This window comes from Streptosporangium album (assembly GCF_014203795.1).
GTDB lineage: Bacteria > Actinomycetota > Actinomycetes > Streptosporangiales > Streptosporangiaceae > Streptosporangium > Streptosporangium album.
Genome location: NZ_JACHJU010000001.1, coordinates 762,247 through 781,654, shown reverse-complemented (window position 1 = coordinate 781,654; position 19,408 = coordinate 762,247). Strand labels below are relative to the sequence as shown.

19 protein-coding genes, 2 tRNA genes and 1 riboswitch are annotated in these 19,408 nt (G+C 68.9%); of the genes, 8 read left to right on the top strand and 13 right to left on the bottom strand.

What is annotated here, in order from left to right:
• Positions 1-328: 328 nt before the first annotated feature.
• Positions 329-1,558, bottom strand: a complete 1,230-nt coding sequence (locus FHR32_RS03600) for a GNAT family N-acetyltransferase (protein ID WP_184752947.1) — start codon at positions 1,556-1,558, stop codon at positions 329-331.
• 118 nt (positions 1,559-1,676) lie between these two features.
• On the opposite strand from FHR32_RS03600, the gene FHR32_RS03595 reads away from it, so the two are divergent.
• Positions 1,677-2,792, top strand: coding sequence for a PP2C family protein-serine/threonine phosphatase (locus FHR32_RS03595; RefSeq protein WP_184752945.1), 1,116 nt, complete (start codon positions 1,677-1,679; stop codon positions 2,790-2,792).
• A gap of 40 nt (positions 2,793-2,832) precedes the next feature.
• On the opposite strand, the gene FHR32_RS03590 is transcribed toward FHR32_RS03595, so the two are convergent.
• The gene (locus FHR32_RS03590; protein ID WP_184752943.1) at positions 2,833-3,438 is read right to left on the bottom strand and encodes a response regulator transcription factor; all 606 of its coding nucleotides are present in this window, start codon (positions 3,436-3,438) and stop codon (positions 2,833-2,835) included.
• A gap of 191 nt (positions 3,439-3,629) precedes the next feature.
• Here FHR32_RS03590 and FHR32_RS03585 point away from each other — a divergent pair, with 191 nt between their 5' ends.
• Together FHR32_RS03585 and FHR32_RS03580 are read left to right on the top strand one after the other, a co-directional pair.
• Positions 3,630-4,940, top strand: a complete 1,311-nt coding sequence (locus FHR32_RS03585; RefSeq protein WP_184752941.1) for a M50 family metallopeptidase — start codon at positions 3,630-3,632, stop codon at positions 4,938-4,940.
• A 57-nt stretch (positions 4,941-4,997) separates the two neighbouring features.
• Positions 4,998-5,528 (top strand): MarR family winged helix-turn-helix transcriptional regulator, encoded by a 531-nt coding sequence (locus FHR32_RS03580; protein WP_184752939.1) that lies wholly within the window; start codon positions 4,998-5,000, stop codon positions 5,526-5,528.
• On the opposite strand, the gene FHR32_RS03575 is transcribed toward FHR32_RS03580, so the two are convergent.
• The 5 genes from FHR32_RS03575 to FHR32_RS03555 form a co-directional block, all read right to left on the bottom strand.
• The gene (locus tag FHR32_RS03575; RefSeq protein ID WP_184752937.1) at positions 5,515-6,021 is read right to left on the bottom strand and encodes a DinB family protein; all 507 of its coding nucleotides are present in this window, start codon (positions 6,019-6,021) and stop codon (positions 5,515-5,517) included. The two genes, FHR32_RS03580 and FHR32_RS03575, sit on opposite strands and share 14 nt — an antisense overlap.
• A 63-nt stretch (positions 6,022-6,084) precedes the next feature.
• On the bottom strand, positions 6,085-7,020 hold the full coding sequence (locus FHR32_RS03570) for a coiled-coil domain-containing protein (protein WP_221465242.1): 936 nt from the start codon (positions 7,018-7,020) through the stop codon (positions 6,085-6,087).
• A gap of 41 nt (positions 7,021-7,061) precedes the next feature.
• Positions 7,062-7,197: riboswitch (cyclic di-AMP (ydaO/yuaA leader) on the bottom strand.
• Positions 7,198-7,268: 71 nt separating this feature from the next.
• Positions 7,269-8,348, bottom strand: a complete 1,080-nt coding sequence (galT, locus tag FHR32_RS03565; RefSeq protein ID WP_184752933.1) for a galactose-1-phosphate uridylyltransferase — start codon at positions 8,346-8,348, stop codon at positions 7,269-7,271.
• Positions 8,345-9,145, bottom strand: a complete 801-nt coding sequence (locus FHR32_RS03560) for a DeoR/GlpR family DNA-binding transcription regulator (RefSeq protein ID WP_184752931.1) — start codon at positions 9,143-9,145, stop codon at positions 8,345-8,347. The genes galT and FHR32_RS03560 overlap by 4 nt, the downstream gene beginning before the upstream one ends.
• A gap of 45 nt (positions 9,146-9,190) precedes the next feature.
• Positions 9,191-9,826: an HD domain-containing protein gene (locus FHR32_RS03555; RefSeq protein WP_221465241.1), complete on the bottom strand. Its 636-nt coding sequence runs from the start codon at positions 9,824-9,826 to the stop codon at positions 9,191-9,193.
• Between FHR32_RS03555 and FHR32_RS47770 the strand changes: the two genes are divergently transcribed.
• Complete coding sequence (locus FHR32_RS47770; RefSeq protein ID WP_486389396.1) at positions 9,707-10,087, top strand: 50S ribosomal protein bL37; 381 nt, start codon at positions 9,707-9,709, stop codon at positions 10,085-10,087. The two genes, FHR32_RS03555 and FHR32_RS47770, sit on opposite strands and share 120 nt — an antisense overlap.
• On the opposite strand, the gene FHR32_RS03550 is transcribed toward FHR32_RS47770, so the two are convergent.
• Positions 10,084-10,677 carry a TIGR03086 family metal-binding protein gene (locus FHR32_RS03550; RefSeq protein WP_246465942.1) on the bottom strand — a complete coding sequence of 198 codons (594 nt, stop codon included), beginning with the start codon at positions 10,675-10,677 and terminating at the stop codon, positions 10,084-10,086. The genes FHR32_RS47770 and FHR32_RS03550 overlap by 4 nt on opposite strands.
• Before the next feature lie 156 nt (positions 10,678-10,833).
• Positions 10,834-11,451, bottom strand: coding sequence for a TetR/AcrR family transcriptional regulator (locus FHR32_RS03545; protein WP_184752929.1), 618 nt, complete (start codon positions 11,449-11,451; stop codon positions 10,834-10,836).
• Positions 11,452-11,537: 86 nt separating this feature from the next.
• On the opposite strand from FHR32_RS03545, the gene FHR32_RS03540 reads away from it, so the two are divergent.
• Positions 11,538-12,791, top strand: coding sequence for an FAD-dependent oxidoreductase (locus FHR32_RS03540; RefSeq protein WP_184752927.1), 1,254 nt, complete (start codon positions 11,538-11,540; stop codon positions 12,789-12,791).
• 21 nt (positions 12,792-12,812) lie between these two features.
• Here FHR32_RS03540 and FHR32_RS03535 read toward each other — a convergent pair whose 3' ends face one another.
• A complete protein-coding gene (locus tag FHR32_RS03535; RefSeq protein WP_184752925.1) occupies positions 12,813-14,534 on the bottom strand; it encodes an ATP-binding SpoIIE family protein phosphatase in 1,722 nt (573 codons plus the stop codon).
• Positions 14,531-16,117: a phytoene desaturase family protein gene (locus FHR32_RS03530; protein WP_184752923.1), complete on the bottom strand. Its 1,587-nt coding sequence runs from the start codon at positions 16,115-16,117 to the stop codon at positions 14,531-14,533. Before FHR32_RS03530 ends, FHR32_RS03535 begins: the two co-directional genes overlap by 4 nt.
• Positions 16,118-16,536: 419 nt before the next feature.
• On the opposite strand from FHR32_RS03530, the gene FHR32_RS03525 reads away from it, so the two are divergent.
• Positions 16,537-17,025, top strand: a complete 489-nt coding sequence (locus tag FHR32_RS03525) for a DUF5946 family protein (RefSeq protein WP_184752921.1) — start codon at positions 16,537-16,539, stop codon at positions 17,023-17,025.
• A 370-nt stretch (positions 17,026-17,395) separates the two neighbouring features.
• Here the strand turns inward: FHR32_RS03525 and FHR32_RS03520 are convergent.
• Positions 17,396-17,466: transfer RNA gene (locus FHR32_RS03520), tRNA-Gly, on the bottom strand.
• Between the two features lie 89 nt (positions 17,467-17,555).
• Here FHR32_RS03520 and FHR32_RS03515 point away from each other — a divergent pair.
• A tRNA-Pro gene (locus FHR32_RS03515) sits at positions 17,556-17,629 on the top strand.
• Between the two features lie 132 nt (positions 17,630-17,761).
• Here FHR32_RS03515 and FHR32_RS03510 read toward each other — a convergent pair.
• Positions 17,762-18,271, bottom strand: coding sequence for an ATP-binding protein (locus tag FHR32_RS03510; RefSeq protein WP_246465940.1), 510 nt, complete (start codon positions 18,269-18,271; stop codon positions 17,762-17,764).
• Positions 18,272-18,514: 243 nt separating this feature from the next.
• Here FHR32_RS03510 and FHR32_RS03505 point away from each other — a divergent pair, with 243 nt between their 5' ends.
• Positions 18,515-19,381, top strand: a complete 867-nt coding sequence (locus FHR32_RS03505; protein WP_184752919.1) for a Sco1979 family transcriptional regulator — start codon at positions 18,515-18,517, stop codon at positions 19,379-19,381.
• Positions 19,382-19,408: the final 27 nt, after the last annotated feature.

Sequence of the window (19,408 nt, the reverse complement as noted above, 5' to 3'; positions counted from 1 at the left end):
TCGCCGCCCGCTCCGCGGAAGCCCGCCTGCCCGCCCGTAACGGGCGGGCAGGCGTTTCGCCGGCGACCCCGATATGGAGACCCCGCCGTCAGGAGGCGTCTGGCGGAGGCGTCGACCTGTGGCGGGGCGGCTCCCCGCGCGTAGGAGGCTCCCTGCGCGGCGTCTCGTCGCGGAGCGGACGCCGGTCGGCGCCCTCCTGCTGTCTCTGCGTGGGCCGGGAGACATCCCGGGCCCGCATCGCGGTGATCGTGCTTATCTGCAAGCTCTGCAGCGCCATGTCGTCACCCTAACCCGCCCGTCCCGCGCCGCCACGGTCGTCGCCTGCCGGTCAGAAGACCAGACCGGCCCAGGGGGCGGGCTCCCACGCCATCGCGACCGACAGTTCCCGTACGGCCCCGGCCCGCGACTCGCGCACCACACCCGCGGCCTGCAGCGGGGTGAGCGGACGACCGCCCAGGTAGGCGGCCCCCAGAGCCGAGACCGGAAGCGTCAGGTCCGCCGGCTCGTCGGTGGGCACGCACCGGGCGCCGGAGCCGTCGGCCGTCAACCGCAGGCGGCCGGCGTTCCACGGGCAGAGCGCGTCCTCGACGTCGATCACCACGTCCACGGGTGCCGAGTAACGGCGCGCGGGCAGCGCCCGCTCGACGTCCACGATGCGGACCCACAGGTCGTCCAGCCACCCCGCGTTGAGCCGGCGCGGCTCGGCCAGCAGGTGGATGAGCGGGTCGTCGGCCGGGCGCTGCGCGGCCCGGACACGCGCGACCAGGTCGCGGTCCAGCAGGTGCCGCCAGAGCAGCGCGTAGGCGGCCGGGTCCAGGCCGAACAGCTCCTTGAGCCGCAGTTCGCTGTCCGGCACGTCATGGGCGGTGACACCCGGCTTGATCCGGAACAGCGCGTAGCCGCGGGGGCCCCCGTCGTCCTCGACGACCACGGCGCGCAGCGGCCCGGCGCTTCCCTGGTCGGCCTCGTGGTCCGACAGCACCCCGTCCCACCGCGCGGGCGTACGTGCGTAGAGGCCCGGGCGGCCGTCGAGCGCCGCCTCGAAGATCTTTTCAAAGGTGGCCCTGGCCTCGGCGGGCCTGACGACGCGCAGCCGCAGTGCGGGGTCGACGGGGGCGCTCGGGGCGAAGGTCGAGCCGCGCGTGGGGATGTCGAAGAAGAGGTTGTCCGCGGCCCGGCCGTACCCGAAGCGCCCGTAGATCGCCGCCTCGGACGCGTAGAGCGCGGCGACCGCCTCGCCCCGCTCGTGCAGGTCGTTGAGCTGGCGGGTCATCAGCGCGGACAGGATCCCCCTGCGGCGGTGCGAGGGCAGTACACCGACCGCGGTGACGCCGCCGACCGGGATCGGCCCGCCGGGGACCGTCATGGTGAAACTGCACACCGCGGTGACACCCACGAGCAGGTCGTCCTCGAAGGCGCCCAGCGAGCGGTCGAACTCCGTCGTGCCCTTGAACAGCTCCGCCCGGTGCGGGGGTACGGCGTTGCCGAACGCCTCCTCGTCGACCGCGATCCAGTCGGACCACTCGTTCTCTGTCATCGGGCGCAGGCTAAGACTCATTTTTCCTACGGTAGATGGGGCAAACCGTTCCGGCCATTCAATATCCGCCCTTAATGATCAAGGCATTGGTCAAGTGGGCTGCCCAAACGGGGGACGGCCCGATACAGTCGAACCCATCATGAGTTCCCGTCCTGTGCCGCTGATCCCTCCGGGGCTCCGCGCGTTCCTGGTGCGGGTCCCCCTCCTGGTGCCCATCGTGCGCTTCCTGCGCCGTGGGCCACTGGCCCGCGACCGCAACCTGCTCATCACGTTGATCGTGCTGAGTCTGGTGCTCGGCGTCCTGGCCGCCCGGTTCTCCATGGAGTGGTTCTCACCGGCGCTCATGATCCCGATCACCCTCGTCGGCGGTCTCCAGCTCAGGCTGCGCAGCCTGGCCAAGCTGCTGTGCGCGGTCGCGGCGGCCCTGCTCTACGTGGGCATCGTGCGCGGGGTGGGACACATCGGCCCGGGACTGCTGGCCACCTTCGGCTTCACCACCGTGCTGGCGGCACTGATGGCCCGCACCCGGGGCAAGCTCGGCGTGCAGGGACTGCGCGGCGACGTCATGCTGCTGGAGCTGCGTGACCGGCTCAAGAGCCAGAGCGAGCTGCCCCCGCTGCCCAAGGACTGGGACTCGCGGGTGGTGCTCGAACAGGCCGGCGGCTCCTCCTTCGGCGGTGACTTCCTGGTCTCCATGCGCGAGGGCGACACGGTGGAGCTCGCCCTGGTCGACGTGTCCGGAAAGGGCGTCGACGCGGGCACCAGGGCCCTGATGCTGTCGGGCACCTTCGGCGGTCTGCTCGGCTCGGTCACCGACTTCCTGCCCGCCTGCAACACCTACCTGCACCGCCTGCGCGAGGCCGAGGGCTTCGTCACGGCCGTCCATGTGCGGCTCAACCTCGTCACAGGCGAATACGTGATCACCTCGGCCGGTCACCCGCCGGTGGTCAAGTTCGAGGCGGGCGCCGGCACCTGGCGGGTCTCTCCGGCCAAGGGCGTGGTCCTGGGCATCGTCCCCGACCTGCACTGCGAGCCGGACCGCGGCACGCTCCGCAAGGGCGAGGCGCTCATGCTCTACACCGACGGGCTGATCGAGCAGCCCGGCCGCGACATCGACGCGGGCCTCGACCGGTTGCTGGGCGAGGCCGAGCGGATGCTGCCCTCCGGATTCCGTGAGGGTGCCCGCGAGCTGGTCACCTCGATGTCGGCGGGGCACAACGACGACTGCGCTCTGATCCTCATCTGGCGCCCCTGACCGCGGTCGCCGCCCTCAGTGCGCGGACCCGCCCGAGGCGTCACAACCAGCCGGAGTCTCCGGCGATCCGCACGGCGTCGAGGCGGTTGCGGGCGTGTGTCTTGCACATGATCCGCGACAGGTGGTTCCGGACCGTTCCCACCGACAGGAACAGCTGGTCGGCGATCTCGTTGGAGCGTGCCCCCTGGGCGGCCAGCCGCAGCACGTCCAGCTCGCGGCGGGTCAGCGGGTTCTCAGCCGACTCCAGGGCGGCCACCGCGAGCTCCGAGTCCACCGTCCGCCGGCCGGCCGCCACCTGGCGGACGCCTTCGGCCAGCTGCTCGGGCCCCACGTTCAGGCTCATGAATCCGAGCGCGTGGACGGCGAACGCCCGGCGGACCTGACCCGGGTTGGGGGCTCGGGACAGCAGCAGGACCCGGCATTCGGGGGCGCTCTCGTGCAGCTGGAGCGCCGCGGTGAACCCGTCGACACCGGGGAGATCCAGGTTGATGACCGCCGTATCGGGGCCGTGCTCCAGGGCGGAGGGGATGATGTCCTCTCCGCTGCCCACGTCGGCGACGACTTTCAGGTCGGCCTCACACTCCAGCGACGCCACCAGGCCTCGCCGTACCAGCGGAAGGTGCTCGGCCACCAGGATCCCGATCAAGGCTCTCCTCTCACGCGTATTCTCTATGGGTGATCGAATGATTGCATACCGTCAGCAAAGTGTCTCTATTTCGTAAAGCTCACGCAAGTGGCTCGATCGACATCCCTTGCCTACGGGGGGTCCCGGTCCCGGATACTTCGGCTAATCTCGTATGGGCGTCGTCGATAATCCGTGACCGGGGGTATGGACCTGTGAGCTGGCTCTTCCTGATCGGGGTCATCGTCTTCGCTCTGGGGCTGGTGGTGTCGATCGGGCTGCACGAGATCGGCCACCTGGTGCCCGCAAAGCGGTTCGGTGTCAAGGTCACGCAGTACATGATCGGCTTTGGGCCGACCATGTGGTCATGGCGCCGGGGCGAGACCGAGTACGGCGTGAAGTGGATCCCGTTCGGCGGCTACATCCGCATGATCGGCATGCTCCCGCCCCGCCCCACCGACGACCCCAACAAGGTGCGCTCGGCCGCCACCGGACCATGGCAGGGCTTGATCGAGAACGCCCGCGAGGTCGCGCTGGAAGAGGTCCAACCGGGAGATGAGGGCCGGGTCTTCTACCGCAAGCCCTGGTGGCAGAAGGTCATCATCATGAGCGGCGGCCCGGCGATGAACTTCGTGCTGGCGTTCATCATCTTCGCCATCGTCATCATGGGCTTCGGTGTCCCGGTGCTGAAGCCGGTCGTGTCGGGGATGACCAAATGCGTCATCCCCTACAGCGAGTCACTGAAGCCGGGCCGGGTGTGCACCCCGGCCGACCCGCCGACGCCGGCGGCACAGGCGGGTGTCAAACCCGGCGACACGATCGTGGCGTTCAACGGCGTGCCGGTCTCCTCCTGGGAGGAGGCCACCAAGAAGATCAGGGCCAACGGGGCCGGACCCATCGCCCTCGGCATCGTGCGGGACGGGAAACCGCAGACACTGAACGTCACCCTGATCTCCCAGGACCGGCCGGTGGTCGACGACCCGGAGAAGATCGAGAAGAACGTCGGCTTCCTGGGCGTCGCACCCACGCAGGTCATAGAGAGACAGAACATCGGCTACGTGGTCGGCCACATGGTGGACCTCACCGGCAGGGTCGCCGAGTCGATGGTCAACCTGCCGCAGAAGATGGTCGGCGTCTGGAACGCCGCCTTCTCCGGGGACGAACGCGACCCCAACGGTCCGGTCGGCGTGGTCGGAGCGGGCCGGATCGGCGGCGAGATCGCCGCGTCCTCCGCTCCTGCCGAGAACAAGTTCGTCGCCCTGCTGAGCCTTCTCGCCGGATTCAACCTGGCCATCGGCATGTTCAACCTGATCCCTCTGCTGCCGCTTGACGGCGGCCACGTCGCCGGTGGGCTCTGGGAGGGGATCAAGCGAGCCTTCGCCCGTGTCACCCGCAGGCCGGAGCCGGCGCACGTGGACATCGCCAAGGTGCTCCCGCTGACCTACGCGCTGGCCTTCACGATGATGATCCTGTTCGGCCTGCTCCTCTACGCCGACCTGGTGAACCCCATCCGTCTCACCGGCTGATCCGCCGGGCCGCGTCGGACGCGGGGCAGGCGGGTCCCGCGCCGGTAGAGTTGCTCCGTGAGGGACGGGACGCCGGGAGCGGCGATCGACGTGGCGCTGTTCCGGTTGCGCCGCATCTGGGCGCGGCCACTGCGCGCACGCAGGTCGACGGACCCGCAGAGGCCGGTGCAGCTGTCGAACGTGATGGTCGTCCACGCCGTGCACAAGCTGAGTCTCGACCTGTCCGAGGTGACCGTCGGCGCCGTCGCCGAGCAGCTGGACGTGGATCCGTCCACGGCCAGCAGGCTGGTCAACGACGCCATCGGCGCGGGGTTCGTGGAGCGCGAGGAGTCGGAAGTGGACGCCCGGCGTGCCCGGCTGGTGCTGAGCGGCCGGGGGCACCGGGTGCTGGAGGTCGTCGTCCGCCACCGGCGTATCTACCTGGACGGCCTGATCGCCGACTGGGACGAGACCGATCGTGAGGTCTTCGCCCGGCTGCTCACCCGCTTCGCCGCAGCGGCCGTGGCCCACCCGGCGGACCTGGCCGACCTCGATCAGGTGATCGCTGGGGCGGTTGAGGGAGCCGGAGAATCCACTACTCCCCGGTGACGCCGTCGATCTGCTCACGGATGATGTCGGCGTGGCCGTTGTGCCGGGCATACTCCTCGATCATGTGGATGAAGATCCAGCGCAGCGAGACGTCCTCTCCCTTGCGCTGCTGCTTGCCCACGGTCTCAAGGGACAGTCCTGCGGAGAGTTCGCGGGCGCGGGCGATCTCGGTATGCCAGCGGGCGAACGCCTCCCCGGCGGAGGCGGTGTCCACCAGGTCGAAGTCGCCGTCGGGCTCCTGGTCGGTCCAGTAGATCCCCGGGCTGTTCTCGCCGTTGAGGATGTTACGGAACCAGTGGCGTTCCACCTCGGTCAGATGGCGGACCAGTCCCAGCAAGGAGAGCGTCGACGGCCCGGCCGCGCGCAGCCGGAGCTGCTCCTCCGACAGCCCGGCGCACTTGACGGCCAAGGTCTCCCGATGCCAGTCCAGCCATGAGCGCAACATGGGGAGTTCGTCGGCGACATAGGGGGGATCAACGCGATTGTCAGCCATGAGGCCCCATCATGACCGCGCGCGTGGCCACTGTCACATCTTTTTTCATCGGACGCGCCCGGCTCAGAGCATCGAGATGTGGACGTGGTCGAAGTGATTGGCGGTGACACCGCCGCGGTCAGACATGGAGCTCCAACCGGAGCCTGAGTTGATGCGCTGGCGCCAGATCACGTATTTGACACCGAGGGTGGCCCTGTTCTCGATGGCCCAGGCGGCGATCTCGTCGCCGAGGGTGACATGGGCCGCGGAGGGCATCGACCCGCCGGTGCTCATCATGAAGTCGCAGGCCCGCCCGAGCGGGTGCTCGCCACCGTCGTTCTCGGCACGGTAGCAGCCGACCTCGTAGGGGAGGGAGAAGCGTTTCTGTACGGCTCCGCGCATGATCCGGGTGCGGTCGGTGATGTTGTCGGCGCCCGTGGGCAGCTGGGGGGCCCAGCTCCCGTCGGCGCGGCGGCCGGAGCCCGTGGGGACGAGCGTGTCGAGCTTCTCCTCGATGTCACCGATCACCTTCTCGGCCTCCTTGCGCTGGGCCTCCACCGCCTGGGTCTCCTCGGCGATCTCCTTGGTGAGCCGGGCCGCCCTGTCCGCCGCCTGTTGCCTGAGATCCCGGCTCCGGGCGAAGGCCTGCAGGGAGGTGCTCTGCTGAGCGGTGAGCTGTTCCATGATCACAGAGCCGCCCAGGTCGGCGGAGAACAGCAGTGAGGGCAGGTCGCCCGTGTTGCTCTGGTAGCGGAGCTGGGCGATGGATTCGACCTGCCGGCTGGCTTCGGCGTAGGACTCCTCGGCTCTGCGCAGGTCCGCCTTGGCCGTCACCTCGGCCTCTTGTGCCTTCTTGAGGGATTCACGTTTGGCCGCGTAGGCCTCGATGAGTTTGTCGACCTTCTTGTTCAGTGTCACCAGCTCGGCGCGGAGCTTGGACTCGTCCGGCCGGGGCTCCGCGTTGCCCGCGGTCGCGGTGCCCAGGTTGAACGTGAGGGCCAGAATCAGGGAAACGGTCAAAGCCGCATGGCGACGGAACGTGGGGGATGGAGCCGCCACGACTCTCCTCTCCTCGCGCCTGCCGGGTTAGCTGACGGGTTCGGGCTGGAGGAGGCCCTTCCACCGAAGTGGTTCACCCCAGGTGCGGTGGTTCCCCGGCTCCCGGGCGACGCGCCCGGAATTAGGCATATCGGACACAAGCTCCGATGGGTGAGGATAGTAGTGGTAAACGCTAGGTAATGCGACCCTAATCTGAGATCAATAAGTGATCATTCCGTGACAACGGACCTGAGGAGCCGTGCCGTCTCCTCGGGCAGGACGTCGTTCACGAAGGCCCCCATGGCGGCCTCCGATCCGGCGAGATACTTCAGCTTGTCGGGCGCCCGGCGGATGCTGAACAGCTCCAGATGCGCGTAGGAAAGGTCGCGGCCGACATTCGCCGGCGCCTGCTGCCAGGCCGCGACGTACGGCATGGCCACACCGAACAGTCCGTCCAGCCGGCGGAGCACGTCCGTGTAGAGCGGGCCGAACGCCGCCCGCTCGGCGGCCTCCAGCGCGCACAGGTCCGGGATCTGCCGGTGGGGGTAGAGGTGAACCTCCACGGGCCAGCGTGCCGCGGCGGGGACGAAGGCCGTCCAGTGCTCGTTCGACGCCACCACCCGGACCTCCGCCTCGCGCTCGGCGGCGAGTACGTCGGCGAACAGGTTGCCGCCCGTCCGCTCCCGGTGTCGCTCGGCCGCGCCGAGGGAGAGCCGGGTGCGCGGAGTCACGTAGGGGTAGGCGTAGATCTGGCCATGGGGGTGGGTCAGGGTGATGCCGATCTCCGCTCCCCGGTTCTCGAAGCAGAACACCTGCTCCACGCCGGGGGTCGCGGACAGCTCCGCCGTCCGGTCGATCCAGGCCTCCATGACCAGGTCGACCTGGTCGGCGGAGAGGCGGGAGAAGGACGAGTCGTGGTCGGAGGTGAAGCAGACCACCTCGCACCGGCCGACCCCCGGGCGGACCTCGCTCAACCCTCCGACCTGGCTGTAGTCGCCCGTCTGGGAGGAGAAGGAGGGGAAGCGGTTCTCGAAGACCGCCACCTCGTAGGCCCCCGAGGGGATCTCGGTCGGGTGGCCGGGAGTTGACGGGCAGAGTGGGCACTCGCTCGCCGGCGGGAGGAAGGTGCGGCCCTGGCGGTGACCGGCCACCGCGATCCACTCCTCGGTGAGCGGGTCGTAGCGCAGCTCGGAGGCCGGAGGACGGGACGGCAGGTCGCGTCCGTCGATCGCACCGCGGTCGGCGGCGTCGTCGCGGTCGAAGTAGAACAGCTCCCGGCCGTCCGCCAGGTGGGTGATCGTGCGCTTCATCGGGTGATGGCCTCGCTCTCCGGCTGCGGCTGGGTAATGATCAGCTCTCCCACCTGGGCGGCGAGCTCGTCACGGGCCTCGTCCGGCAGGCCGGAGTCGGTGATCACCACGTGGGCCTGGGCCAGCTCGGCGATCGTGCTGATCCCGATCGTCCCCCACTTGGTGTGGTCGGTGAGCACCACCAGGCGGTGCGCGGAGGCGACCAGTTCGTGGTCGGTCTCCGCCTCCAGCAGGTTGGGGGTGGTGAACCCGGCACGGGCGCTCATCCCGTGCACGCCGAGGAACAGGGTGTCCACGTGGAGCCTGCGGATCGCCGCCACGGCGACCGGGCCGACCAGCGCGTCGGAGGGCGTGCGGACACCGCCGGTCAGCACGACGGTGCGGTCGGCGCGGGGCGAGCGGTGGAAGACGTCGGCGATCCAGATCGAGTTGGTGATCACGGTCAGATCGGGCACGTCGACCAGGAAGTGGGCGAGCGTCCAGGTGGTCGTCCCCGCTGACAGCGCGATCGCCGTGCCGGGCCGGACGAGCCGGGCGGCGTGCCGGGCGATCGCCTCCTTCTCCGGTTGCTGGCGCATCGACTTGACGGCGAACCCCGGCTCCTCGGTCGAGCCGGGTCCGGCAGCGGTGGCTCCGCCGTGCACCTTCGCCACCTGTCCGCGCTCGGCCAGCACTTCGAGGTCTCTGCGGATCGTCATGTCGGACACGCCGAACTCGCGTACGAGGTCGGCGACCCTGACCCCGCCACTGCTGCGCACCCGGTCCAGAATCGCCTGCTGCCGCTGCTGGGCGAGCATTGACCACTCCCTAATCAAACAGATTTCACCAAATTATCACAGTCCTTACCGGTGATCGGTGTTTGATCCTGGTGAATAACCGTTTCGCAGCCGTTCAAGCTCGGCGTGGATGTTCGCCCTGGCAGGCGCCTCCAGATCGGCGATCCGGAAGATCGCCGGCCGGTCGAGCAGCGAGCGCAGCACAGCCGTCCGGCCGTCCCGGAACGCGTCGTCCGGGACGAAGGAGTACTCCTGCCGTACGGCCGCCGCGTAGTCCGCGTAGATCTCCGGCGGCGTGGCCAGGATCGCCAGGTCGGCGTCGCACAGTACGGCGCCGTCCGCGTCCCCGGGGGCGGGATCGTGAGTGGCGGTGAGCCTGACCAGCCGGGCCACCGTGGCCACCGCGTCGGCGGGCAGTCCCATCTCGGGCAGCGCACGCTCCGCCAGTCGGGCGCTGCGCTCCTCGTTGTCGCCACGCCGCGGATCGTAGACGGCGTCGTGGAACCAGGCCGCGAGCCGTACGAGGTCGGGGTCCGCCGCGTTCGCCGCCAGCGTGTCGATGTGAGCCAGCACGGCCTCCAGATGGCCTGCGGTGTGATACCTGCGCTGCGGCTCGCCGTACCGGGCGATCAGTTCCCGGCCGAGATCCTCCGCTCCGGGCCCTGCCAGGGTGCGCCAGCGGTCCATCAGTTTCGCGTTCATGCGGGAACCCTAGAACCGTGCCGGGCGACAGTGCCCGCCGCCCCGCGAGGCCGGCGGGGGACGGGTGGGCCGGAGGGCCGGCGCGGACGTGACCACCGTCGCACGGCCGTCCATCAGGTCTTGTACGGCGGGCGCGCGAGGAGGAATGTGAAGGCCGGGACCCTGGGAGAAAGGGCGGTCGGCATGGGCAGACGGGCGCGTAAGAGCCGGGCACGCAGGAAGCGGAAGGCCAACCACGGCAGGAGGCCGACGGCTCGCTAGCCGCGACGGCCCCACGAGGCGAGCAGTCTGGCCTGGGGGTCGGCGTCCGAGGCCGCCTGCCGGTGCTCTCCCGCGGCCGCGGCCTGGCGGTCGCCTCCCTCCTTGGCGTAGGCGGACCAGATCGCGCAGGCCTCGACCAGCTCGGGGTCGAGCCGCTCGTCGGCGCCGATGGCCCGGGCGAGGTCCCAGGTGTGGATGAGGGCGTCGGCGAACAGTTCGGTGACGTACTCCTCGCCGGGCACGTCGCCGAACGACAGGTGGACGACGCGTGTCAGCGACCGCTCCCCGCCCACCGCCTGGGCGGCGGCCGTCGCCGAGATGTCGAACGCCTTCACGGGGTCGTCGCCGAGCAGGTCACCGTCGAAGGCGTCACCGACGTCCGCGACGGTCCGTCCGGCGAGCAGCTGCGAGGCCCATCGGCTCTCCCCGACCACATGGTTGACGAGAGCGCGCACGTCCCAGTCCACGCAAGGTGTCTGGTTGCCCCAGTGCTCGGGCTTGATCTGGTGCACGAGGGCGCCGAAATGGTCCAGCGCGCGTCGGTAGGCCTCACGCGTGTCGATAGCCATCATGTCCTCCCGAGTCGTCATTTCGACCGTAACCCCTGGGAAGGGCGTCGTCATCGTGCCCATGGAGCATGACCGGCGTCTCCGGCGGCGGGTCGGGCGCTCCCGGCTCGCGGTGGCTCCTTCGGTGTGGTCCCCGCCACGCGATGGAGGGGCGGGCAGGCGAGGCCGCCTCCGCCGTCAGCTGGTATCCGGACTGTTCTGGAGGTGGCGGAGCAGGCGGGAGAGCTGCTCGCCGTACCGCCCGGCGAACTCCTCCGACGCAGGGTCCTCGCCGCAGATCGCGCGGACCAGCTGGGGGAAGACCGCTCCCGCGCTGGCCGCGGAGAAGAGCATGAGCAGCAGATGGGCGGGGTCGAGGTCCTCGGGGAACTCCCCCGCGCGCTGGCGCTCGCGCAGACCCTCCAGATTGCGTCGCATGTCCTCCACCAGGTCGGGGTTCTCCCCGCCGCGGTCCTCCAGTCCTTCCCAGATGAGGATCCTGGCGAGGTCGCGGTCGCGGACGGTGGCTGTGACGTAGTACGGCACGAGCTCGGCCAGCGGGAGCGAGGTCACGTCCGCTGCCCTCTCCCGGCGCTGCCAGTCGCCGGTGAGCTCGTGGTAGAGCCCTTCCTTGCCGCCGAAGTAATAGGAGATGAGCTGCTTGTTCACCCCGGCTCTGGCGGCGATCTCGCTGACCCTCGCTCCGGCGAACCCCTTGGCGGAGAACTCGGCCTTGGCGGCCGCCATGATGCGCTCCCTGGTGCGCTCGGGATCGCGTCGGCGCTCGGCCGGAGCGCGGCGAGGGCTCTTGTCCATGCTTCACCGTAGCACTGTCAACTATCGAGATGAATTTATCATCCGTATGGTTGACAGTTTTATCCGTGCGGTTGATAGTGAGGGTTATGACGAACCCACGAGTGGCGATCATCGGCGGTGGCATCGGCGGGCTCTGCCTGGCACAGGGGCTGCACGGAGCGGGAGTGGACGTGACGGTCTACGAGCGTGACCGCACTCCCGGCGACCGGCTTCAGGGCTATCGCGTCCACATCGACCCCGACGGGGCCCACGCGCTCCGCGACTGCCTGCCCGCCGAGCTCTGGGAGGCGTTCCTCGCCACCGCCGGCACGAGCGGGCAGGACTTCGGCTTCCTCACCGAGCGGATGGCGCCGCTGCTCCTGCTGGAGACCCCGCAGGCCACCGACCCGGTGGACTCCCACCAGTCGGTCAGCCGGATCACGCTCCGCCAGGTGCTGCTGTCCGGGCTCACCGGCGTCGTCCGCTTCGGCAAGACCTACGAGCGCTACACCCGGGAAGCAGACGGGACCGTCACCCTGCACTTCGCCGACGGATCCACCGCGACCGCCGACATCGTCGTGGCCGCGGACGGCGGCAACTCCCGGGTCAGGCGGCAGTATCTGCCGCACGCCCAGCGGATCGACACCGGCATCGTCACCGTCGCGGGCAAGTTCCCCCTCACCGGCGAGACGCGGGGGCTGATCGCCGACCGCCTGTGGAAGGGGCCCAACATGGTCATCCCCCAGCGGGGATGCGGCATGTTCACCGCCCCGCACGAACTCGGCGACTCGGTCCTGCCCTCCGGGATCGGGAGCACCGAGCGGGAGGGCGCGCTCTACGACAACACCGCCGGCTACGTCATGTGGGCCTACGGCGCCGCGGACGGACGCTTCCCCGGTGACATCGCGGAGATGGGAGCCGACCGGCTCAAGGAGACCGTGGCCCGGATGACCGCCGGCTGGCACCCGGACCTGCGGACGCTGGTCACCCTGGCCGATCCGGACACCGTCTCCCTGCTGCCGATCAGGACCTCGGTGCCGATCGACCCGTGGCCCGCCACGAACATCACCCTGCTCGGCGACGCCATCCACAGCATGACCCCGATGCGGGGCATCGGGGCCAACATCGCCCTGCGCGACGCACGCCTGCTCTTCCTCGCGATCACCGGCGGGGGAGACGTCATCGAGGCCATCGCCGGCTACGAGACGCAGATGCGCGAGTACGGCTTCGCCGCCGTGCGTGAATCCCTCAAGGCGGCCAGGCAGTTCGTGGACGAGAACGCGATGGCCCGGATCGGGTTCAAGACCTTCCTGCGCGCGGCAGGGCGTTTCCCCGCCCTGAAGCAGAGGGCGTTCTCCTGACCTCACGCCCGGCGTCCCACCTCACGGCAGACTCTGCTCCACCCAGACGACCTTGCCCTTGGGCGTCACACGGGAGCCCCAGCGGTGCGCGAGCCAGTTGATGAGGTGGAGTCCCCGGCCGGTGTCGTCCTCACTCCCGGCCTCGCGCATGACCGGCATCACGAGGGAGTGGTCGGTCACCTCGCACACGAGCGTGGGACCGCGGAGCAGACGCAACCCGACCGTGCCCGAACCATGCTTGATCGCGTTGGTCACCAGTTCGCTGATCATGAGTTCGGCGGCGTCGGCGATCGCGTCCAGCCGCCACTCGGCCAGTGTGGCGCGGATGGAGCGGCGGGCCGTCGAGGCGGAGCGGGGATCCGGGGGCAGCATGATCTCGACGATGTCATCCTCCCCCAGCTCACGCACCCGGGCCAGCAGCAGCGCGATGTCGTCGCGTTCGTGTCCCGGGCGCTGCGCGTCGATCGTGCGGTCGCAGACCTCCTCCAGGTCCTGGTTCCGGTCGGCGAGCAGATCGCACACCATGCCGATGCCCTCGTCGATGTCACGGTCCCGGCTCTCCACCAGGCCGTCGGTGTAGAAGGCCAGGAGGGCGTCGTGGGGGAGGACGAGTTCGTGCATCTCGACCGTCTCGTTGCCGATGCCCAGGGGGAGCCCGGGGGGCAACTCCAGCCGTTCGGGCCTTTCGCCCGGCCGTACCAGGATCGGCGGCATGTGCCCCGCGGAGGCGATCGCGCAGCTCCTCGTGACCGGGTCGTAGGTGGCGTAGACGCATGTCGCGATCTGGGTGGCGTCCAGGTCCTGGCTCATCCGGTTGAGCCGGAACAGCACCTCGGCAGGGCTGAGGTCGAGGCTGGCCAGCGTGCGGGCGGCCGTGCGGAGCTGGCCCATCGTGGCGGCCGCCCTGATGCCGTGGCCCATGACGTCGCCGACCACGAGAGCGACCCGGCAGCCGGGCAGCGGGATCACGTCGTACCAGTCGCCGCCCACCCCCACCAGATCGCTCGCGGGCAGGTAGCGAGAGGCGATCGTCAGACCCAGCGGCTGGTAGAGATCGGCCGGGAGCAGACTGCTCTGCAGGGTCAGCGCGGTACGGCGCTCGCGGTTGTAGAGCCGGGCGTTGTCCAGGCAGACCGCGGTCCTGGCCGCCAGCTCCTCGCCGAGGGCGATGTCCTGCTCCTCGAAGGGCTCGGTGTCGGGCCGGCGGGTGAAGATCACGAAGCCCAGCACCTGGCCGCGGGCCTTCAACGGGACCACCAGGAACGAGCTGTCCTCCAGCACCCGGGACACCGAGTCGCGCTTCCAGAACCGCCCGATCTCCTCGGCGGTCCGACGGCCCAGGCGGGGGTAGAGGATCGGGTTGCCGGTGGCCATGCATCGGGCGTAGGGCGTCCACGCCTCGTAGGCGGCGACCTCGTTCACCGGGAACGCCCTGGCGTACTCGCCGGGCTCGGGGTCGGACACACCGACCGCGATCCGCCGCACCAGTGCCGTGCCGTCGGTGCCACGCTGCGGGAACTCCCCGTCGGTCATGAGCCGGTCCTGGACGAGGACGCCCGCCGCGTCCGCGAAGCGCGGTACGGCGACGTCCATCAGCTCCCTGCCGGTCTCGAACATGTCGAGGGTGCTGCCGATCCGCTTGCTCGCCGCGTTGAGCAGCGACAGCTGCTCGTGCATGGTGGCGGGGCTGCTCATCCGCGAGGCCGCGGCAGCCGGGTCTTTGGTGACGAACTGACGGTTCATTCGCTCCACCGCGGGGCCGGTACGGGAGTCCACCAGGTGGTGAGACCGAGGTCCTCGGCGATGGCGTTGGCGCCGTTGTACCCGGGCGCCGCGGAGACCGAGCCGCCGGGGTGGCTGCTCGCGCCGCAGAGGTAGAGGCCGTCGATCGGGGTGCGATACTGCCCGAGCTCGGGGACCGGCCGGTTGCCGCCCAGTTGGGCGGGCTCGTAGGCACCGACATGGTGACTGCCGCGGACCATGTTGACGCAGTGCCGCTCGATATCGAGTGGTGAGAAGACCCGTTTGCCGAGCACCGAGCCCCGGGCGAGGTTGGGCGCGTATTCGGCCCACTCCGACAGCAACCGCTCGCCCACCTCCGCGCGCTGCCGGTCCCAGTTCTCCGGGTCGCCGTCGAGGTCGTAGGGGGCCCACGGCCACCAGAAGGCCACATGCTTGCCGTCCGGGGCATAGGAGGGGTCGAACAGCGAGGGGCACGCGCCGTTGCCAGCCAACCGGTCGGGGAGTCGCCCCTGGTGGATCTGGTCGAAGGTACGGCCGAGCTGCTCGCTGTCGTCGGCGCCGAGGACGACGAGGAAGGCCCGGTCCACATCGGGCTCGAACTCGGCCGCCCGATACCGCGGCGCCTCCTGGAGCGCGAGGTGCAGGGTGACGAGACTGTGCCCGGCCCACCTGTAGTCCTCGACCTTGGCCGCGATCTCGGTGCCGAAGTTCTCCGGCCCCGCCAGCCGTACCGTCTGGGGGGCGTCCACCGCGCTGGCCACGAACCGCCGTGCGCCGAGGAGGTCGCCGGTGGCCAGCTTCACTCCGACGGCCCTGCCGTCGTCGACCAGGATCCGCTCGGCGTGCGCTCCGGTGATCACCGTGCCACCGTGCTCCTCGATGACGCCGCGCAGCGCGTTCGCCACGTTCACGGCGCCCCCCACGGGCACGCCGAGCCGCGCGATGCGGGAGAGCAGACGAGGGAAGAAACCGCCGGTCCCGGGTACGTTCTCGATCGAGATGGCGTGCAGGAAGGACTTGAACAGCACCCTGACCTGTTCGCTCTCGAAGTTTCTGTCCACCGCCTCATACAGCGACAGAGGCATGTAGCTCAGCAGATCCCGGCCCAGCTCGCCCTGGAGCCGTTCGGCGAGTATCGGAGGTGGCAGCGGCCTGGAGTACAGGAAGCCGTTCATCAGGTCCCTGGCCGCCTCGGCGTAGCGCTCGTGTAACTCCAGCCACCGGTCCGCGTCGGCGCGGGAGAACCTGGCGAAGGACTCGGCGGTGCGCTTGGGGTCGGTGTAGACCGTGATCGCCCTGCCGTCCCTGAAGATCGTGGAGTGCTGTGTCTCGGGATAGACGTAGCGCAGGCCGTACCGCTGGAGTTCGAGGTCGGCCGGCACCGGCCCCTCCTCCAGGAAGTGGTAGCTGCTGTGGGTGTTGTGCCGGAATCCGGGGAGGGTCAGCTCCTGGGTGCTGCAGCCGCCGCCCGCCTCGTCGTTGCGCTCGACGACCGCGACGGACAGGCCCGCCCTGGCGAGATAGGCGGCGCACGTGAGCCCGTTGTGACCGCCACCGATGATGACGCCGTCGAACTCCGTCACGTTCTCCTCCAGTGCGACTTGACTGCCGTTCTTGGAGAATCGTAAAGAATGATCTATGGCTGAGTCCGCACTTGACGGAGATTTCTAGATATTTGTTGATCTCATGATGCTGTACCGATACATGAGGTATGTGCCGAGATCGCTGCGTTCCGTGCCCTCTCGGACGGCGGCGAGGCGTGGGTCGTCGCCCACCACGGCGGGCTCCCGCCGACGGTTCCCAAGGTCACGCGCGTCAACGTGGACGGCGGAGCCGGGTGCTCGAGGGGCCTTCTGAGAACCCCGTGCGGACGCACGCACCTCACCCGCCTGATCTTCCCGCCTGCCTCGTCCCCCGGAGGGGCAAGGCCGTCTTCGTGTGTCAGCGTGGTAGCACGAAATGCCGTCGACAAGGCTGTTGCTGGCCACCTATGTTGCCGACCATGACAGACAGCCCCGGCACGGGTCAGTGCGACTGCGGTGCGATCGCCGGCCCGCTGGGCGTGTGCGCAGACTACTACCATGCGATCCTGGCTGAGGAGCAGGCCGATCCTCAGATGTACAGGTGGCACGCGCCTGTGGTCTGCGCGTATCTCCTGCAGCATCCTTCCAGAGCCCATGAGAAGTACCTCGACGGTCAGTTCCGCCGGCTGCAGCTCTACGTGGACAAGGGCCTTGACGCGCTGCTTCGCGTGGCGGCTCATCAGGTGGCACGGAACAGGCACGGCGCACAGTCGAGCTACGACATGAGGCCGTTGGCGGCGTACGCGCCGCTCCCGCCGGGCGGATCTCCCGGGTACTTCCGCGCCACGTTCTGCGGGTTGCCGTTCAGGGACGGCAGCTTCGTGTCTGATGGGCATCTGGCGTACGGGCACCACATCGAAACCATTGCCGAAGCGACTGTGGAGTCCTGGAGATCCGTCCAGACCTGATACTCGACCCCGGCCGCGACCACCGCCGGATCTGGAGAAAGGTACAGGCCGGCGTGAAGCTTCCGAATCTCCACTTTCATGATCTCCGGCACGTCGGCAACACCCTGGCGGCGGCGAACGGAGCGAGCCCCAAGGAGCTGATGACTCGTATGGGGCACGCCTCGGCGCGGGCGGCGTTGATCCATCAGCACGTCAGCCAGGACCGAGACAAGGTGATCGCTGAGGCGTTGGGCCAGGCACTCAAGGCGGCACGGAAGAACGCCACGCCAAGAGGCACGAAAAGGCCAGTGGCACGGAAGATCATAAAATTTTAGTGGAAAGCAGAAGGCCAGGTCGCCGGATGCCGGTTGACCTGGCCTTCTGCCATCTGAGCGGACGACGGGAATCGAACCCGCGTAGCCAGTTTGGAAGACTGGGGCTCTACCATTGAGCTACGTCCGCGCGAGCCGGTGTCAGTCTGGTCTAGACTTCATCCGGTCGTCAGGGCGTAATCGTACCGGAGTTCCGGAGCGAGCGCGCACCCGACGGACCGGGGTGTGGCGCAGTTTGGTAGCGCACCTGCTTTGGGAGCAGGGGGCCGCAGGTTCAAATCCTGTCACCCCGACACGTAGTGCCAGCTAGAGGCCGTTTCCGATCTTCGGAGGCGGCCTTTCGCGTTCCGGGGGCGATGGCCGTACGGCGGAGACCGGCATGTGGCGGAGACCGGCGATGTGGAGCGGCCTGGACGGTGAGCGGCTCAGACGGTGCCGCTGAAGAGGGCCCAGACGGCCTTGCCGCCGCGGTTGAGGTGGTCCCAGCCCCAGCACTGACTGTAGGTCTCCACGATGTAGAGCCCCCGGCCGTTCTCGGAGATGAAGTCCGGCTTCTTGGGAGTGGGGACCTCGTTGCTGGGATCGGCCACGGCGAGGAGCACGTGGGGGCTCAGGCGCAGCAGCATCAGGGTGATCGGGGTCGCCTCGATCTGACTGGGCGGGCACAGCGCGTAACGGACCGCGTTCGTCACCAGTTCCGAAACCACCAGCGCCGCGTCATCGCTCAGCTCGGACAGGCCCCAGTCGCTCAGCGTCGATCTGGTCACATCCCGGGCGGTCTTCACCGAATCGGCCTGCCGGGGGAGCGGGCACGCCGTGGCGTCGGAATGGTTGGCCGCGAGGAGGTCGTCGAAGCCGATGTCGCGAGTCACCTGCAGGTAGTCGACAGCCGATTGTGGCTCCTCCACCATCCTGCCGGTACCTCCCGCTGCCATCGTGAGTCTCCGTGCTCATTGTGAGTTTTCAGAGCCTGTGCACCATAAGCCCAATATGCACTAAGCCATCATGGGTCACCGGAACGTCCGCTGCAAGACCCAAATGCACGTGCAGGTGCAATGTGCAGCGGCATGGGCGGTTACGGCGACGGATTGGTGAATCGGACACGGTCTTGAGACCTTGTCATCGAGGCCGGAAGTAGTGACACTGTGTGCGCTGGCCCAAGTCAAGAGGGAGCCGAAGTGACGCAGGTTCAACCGGGATCAGGTCCCACAGCACTGCGTATCCTCCTAGGCTCCCAGCTGCGGCGGCTGCGCGAGGCCAGAGGATTGTCCCGGGAAGAGGCGGGTCACCTGATCCGCGGTTCCGAATCGAAGATCAGCAGGATGGAGCTCGGCCGGGTCGGCCTGAGAGAGCGCGACGTCGCGGACCTGCTGACCTTTTACGGTGTCCAGGACGAGGCGGCACGGTCCGCGGTGATGGACCTCCTGCTCAGGGCGAACGAGCCCGGTTGGTGGCATCGCTTCAACGACCTGTTGCCCTCGTGGTTCCAGACCTACGTCGGCCTGGAGGAGGGGGCGTCCCGGATCCGCACCTACGAGGTGCAGTTCGTGCCCGGCCTCCTCCAGACGGAGGCGTACGCCAGGGCGGTCATCACCGCGGGGAGCGCCGGAGTCGCCCCTGAGGAGATCGCCCGCCGTGTCGACCTGCGGATGGAGCGCCAGCAGGTGCTCAACCGGACCGACGGGCCGTTCTTCTGGGCGGTCATCGACGAGGCGGCACTGCGGCGTCCCATCGGCGGTACCGAGGTCATGCAGGCCCAGCTGGAGCACCTGCTGGACCTCATGCGCCGGACCAATGTCACGATCCAGGTGATGCCGTTCAGCTACGGGGGTCACAACGCCGAGGGCGGCGCCTTCAGCGTGTTGCGCTTCCACGACCCCGAGCTGCCCGACGTGGTCTACGTCGAGCAGCTGGCCAGCGCCCTCTACCTGGACAAACGCGAGGAAGTCGACCGTTACAGCGAGGTCATGGAACGGCTGTGCGCGGTAAGCACCACTCCAAGTGAGACAACCGACATCCTGCGGCGCATTATCAAGGAGAACTGAACAGGCAGCGGTCGCTCCAAGGTGTAG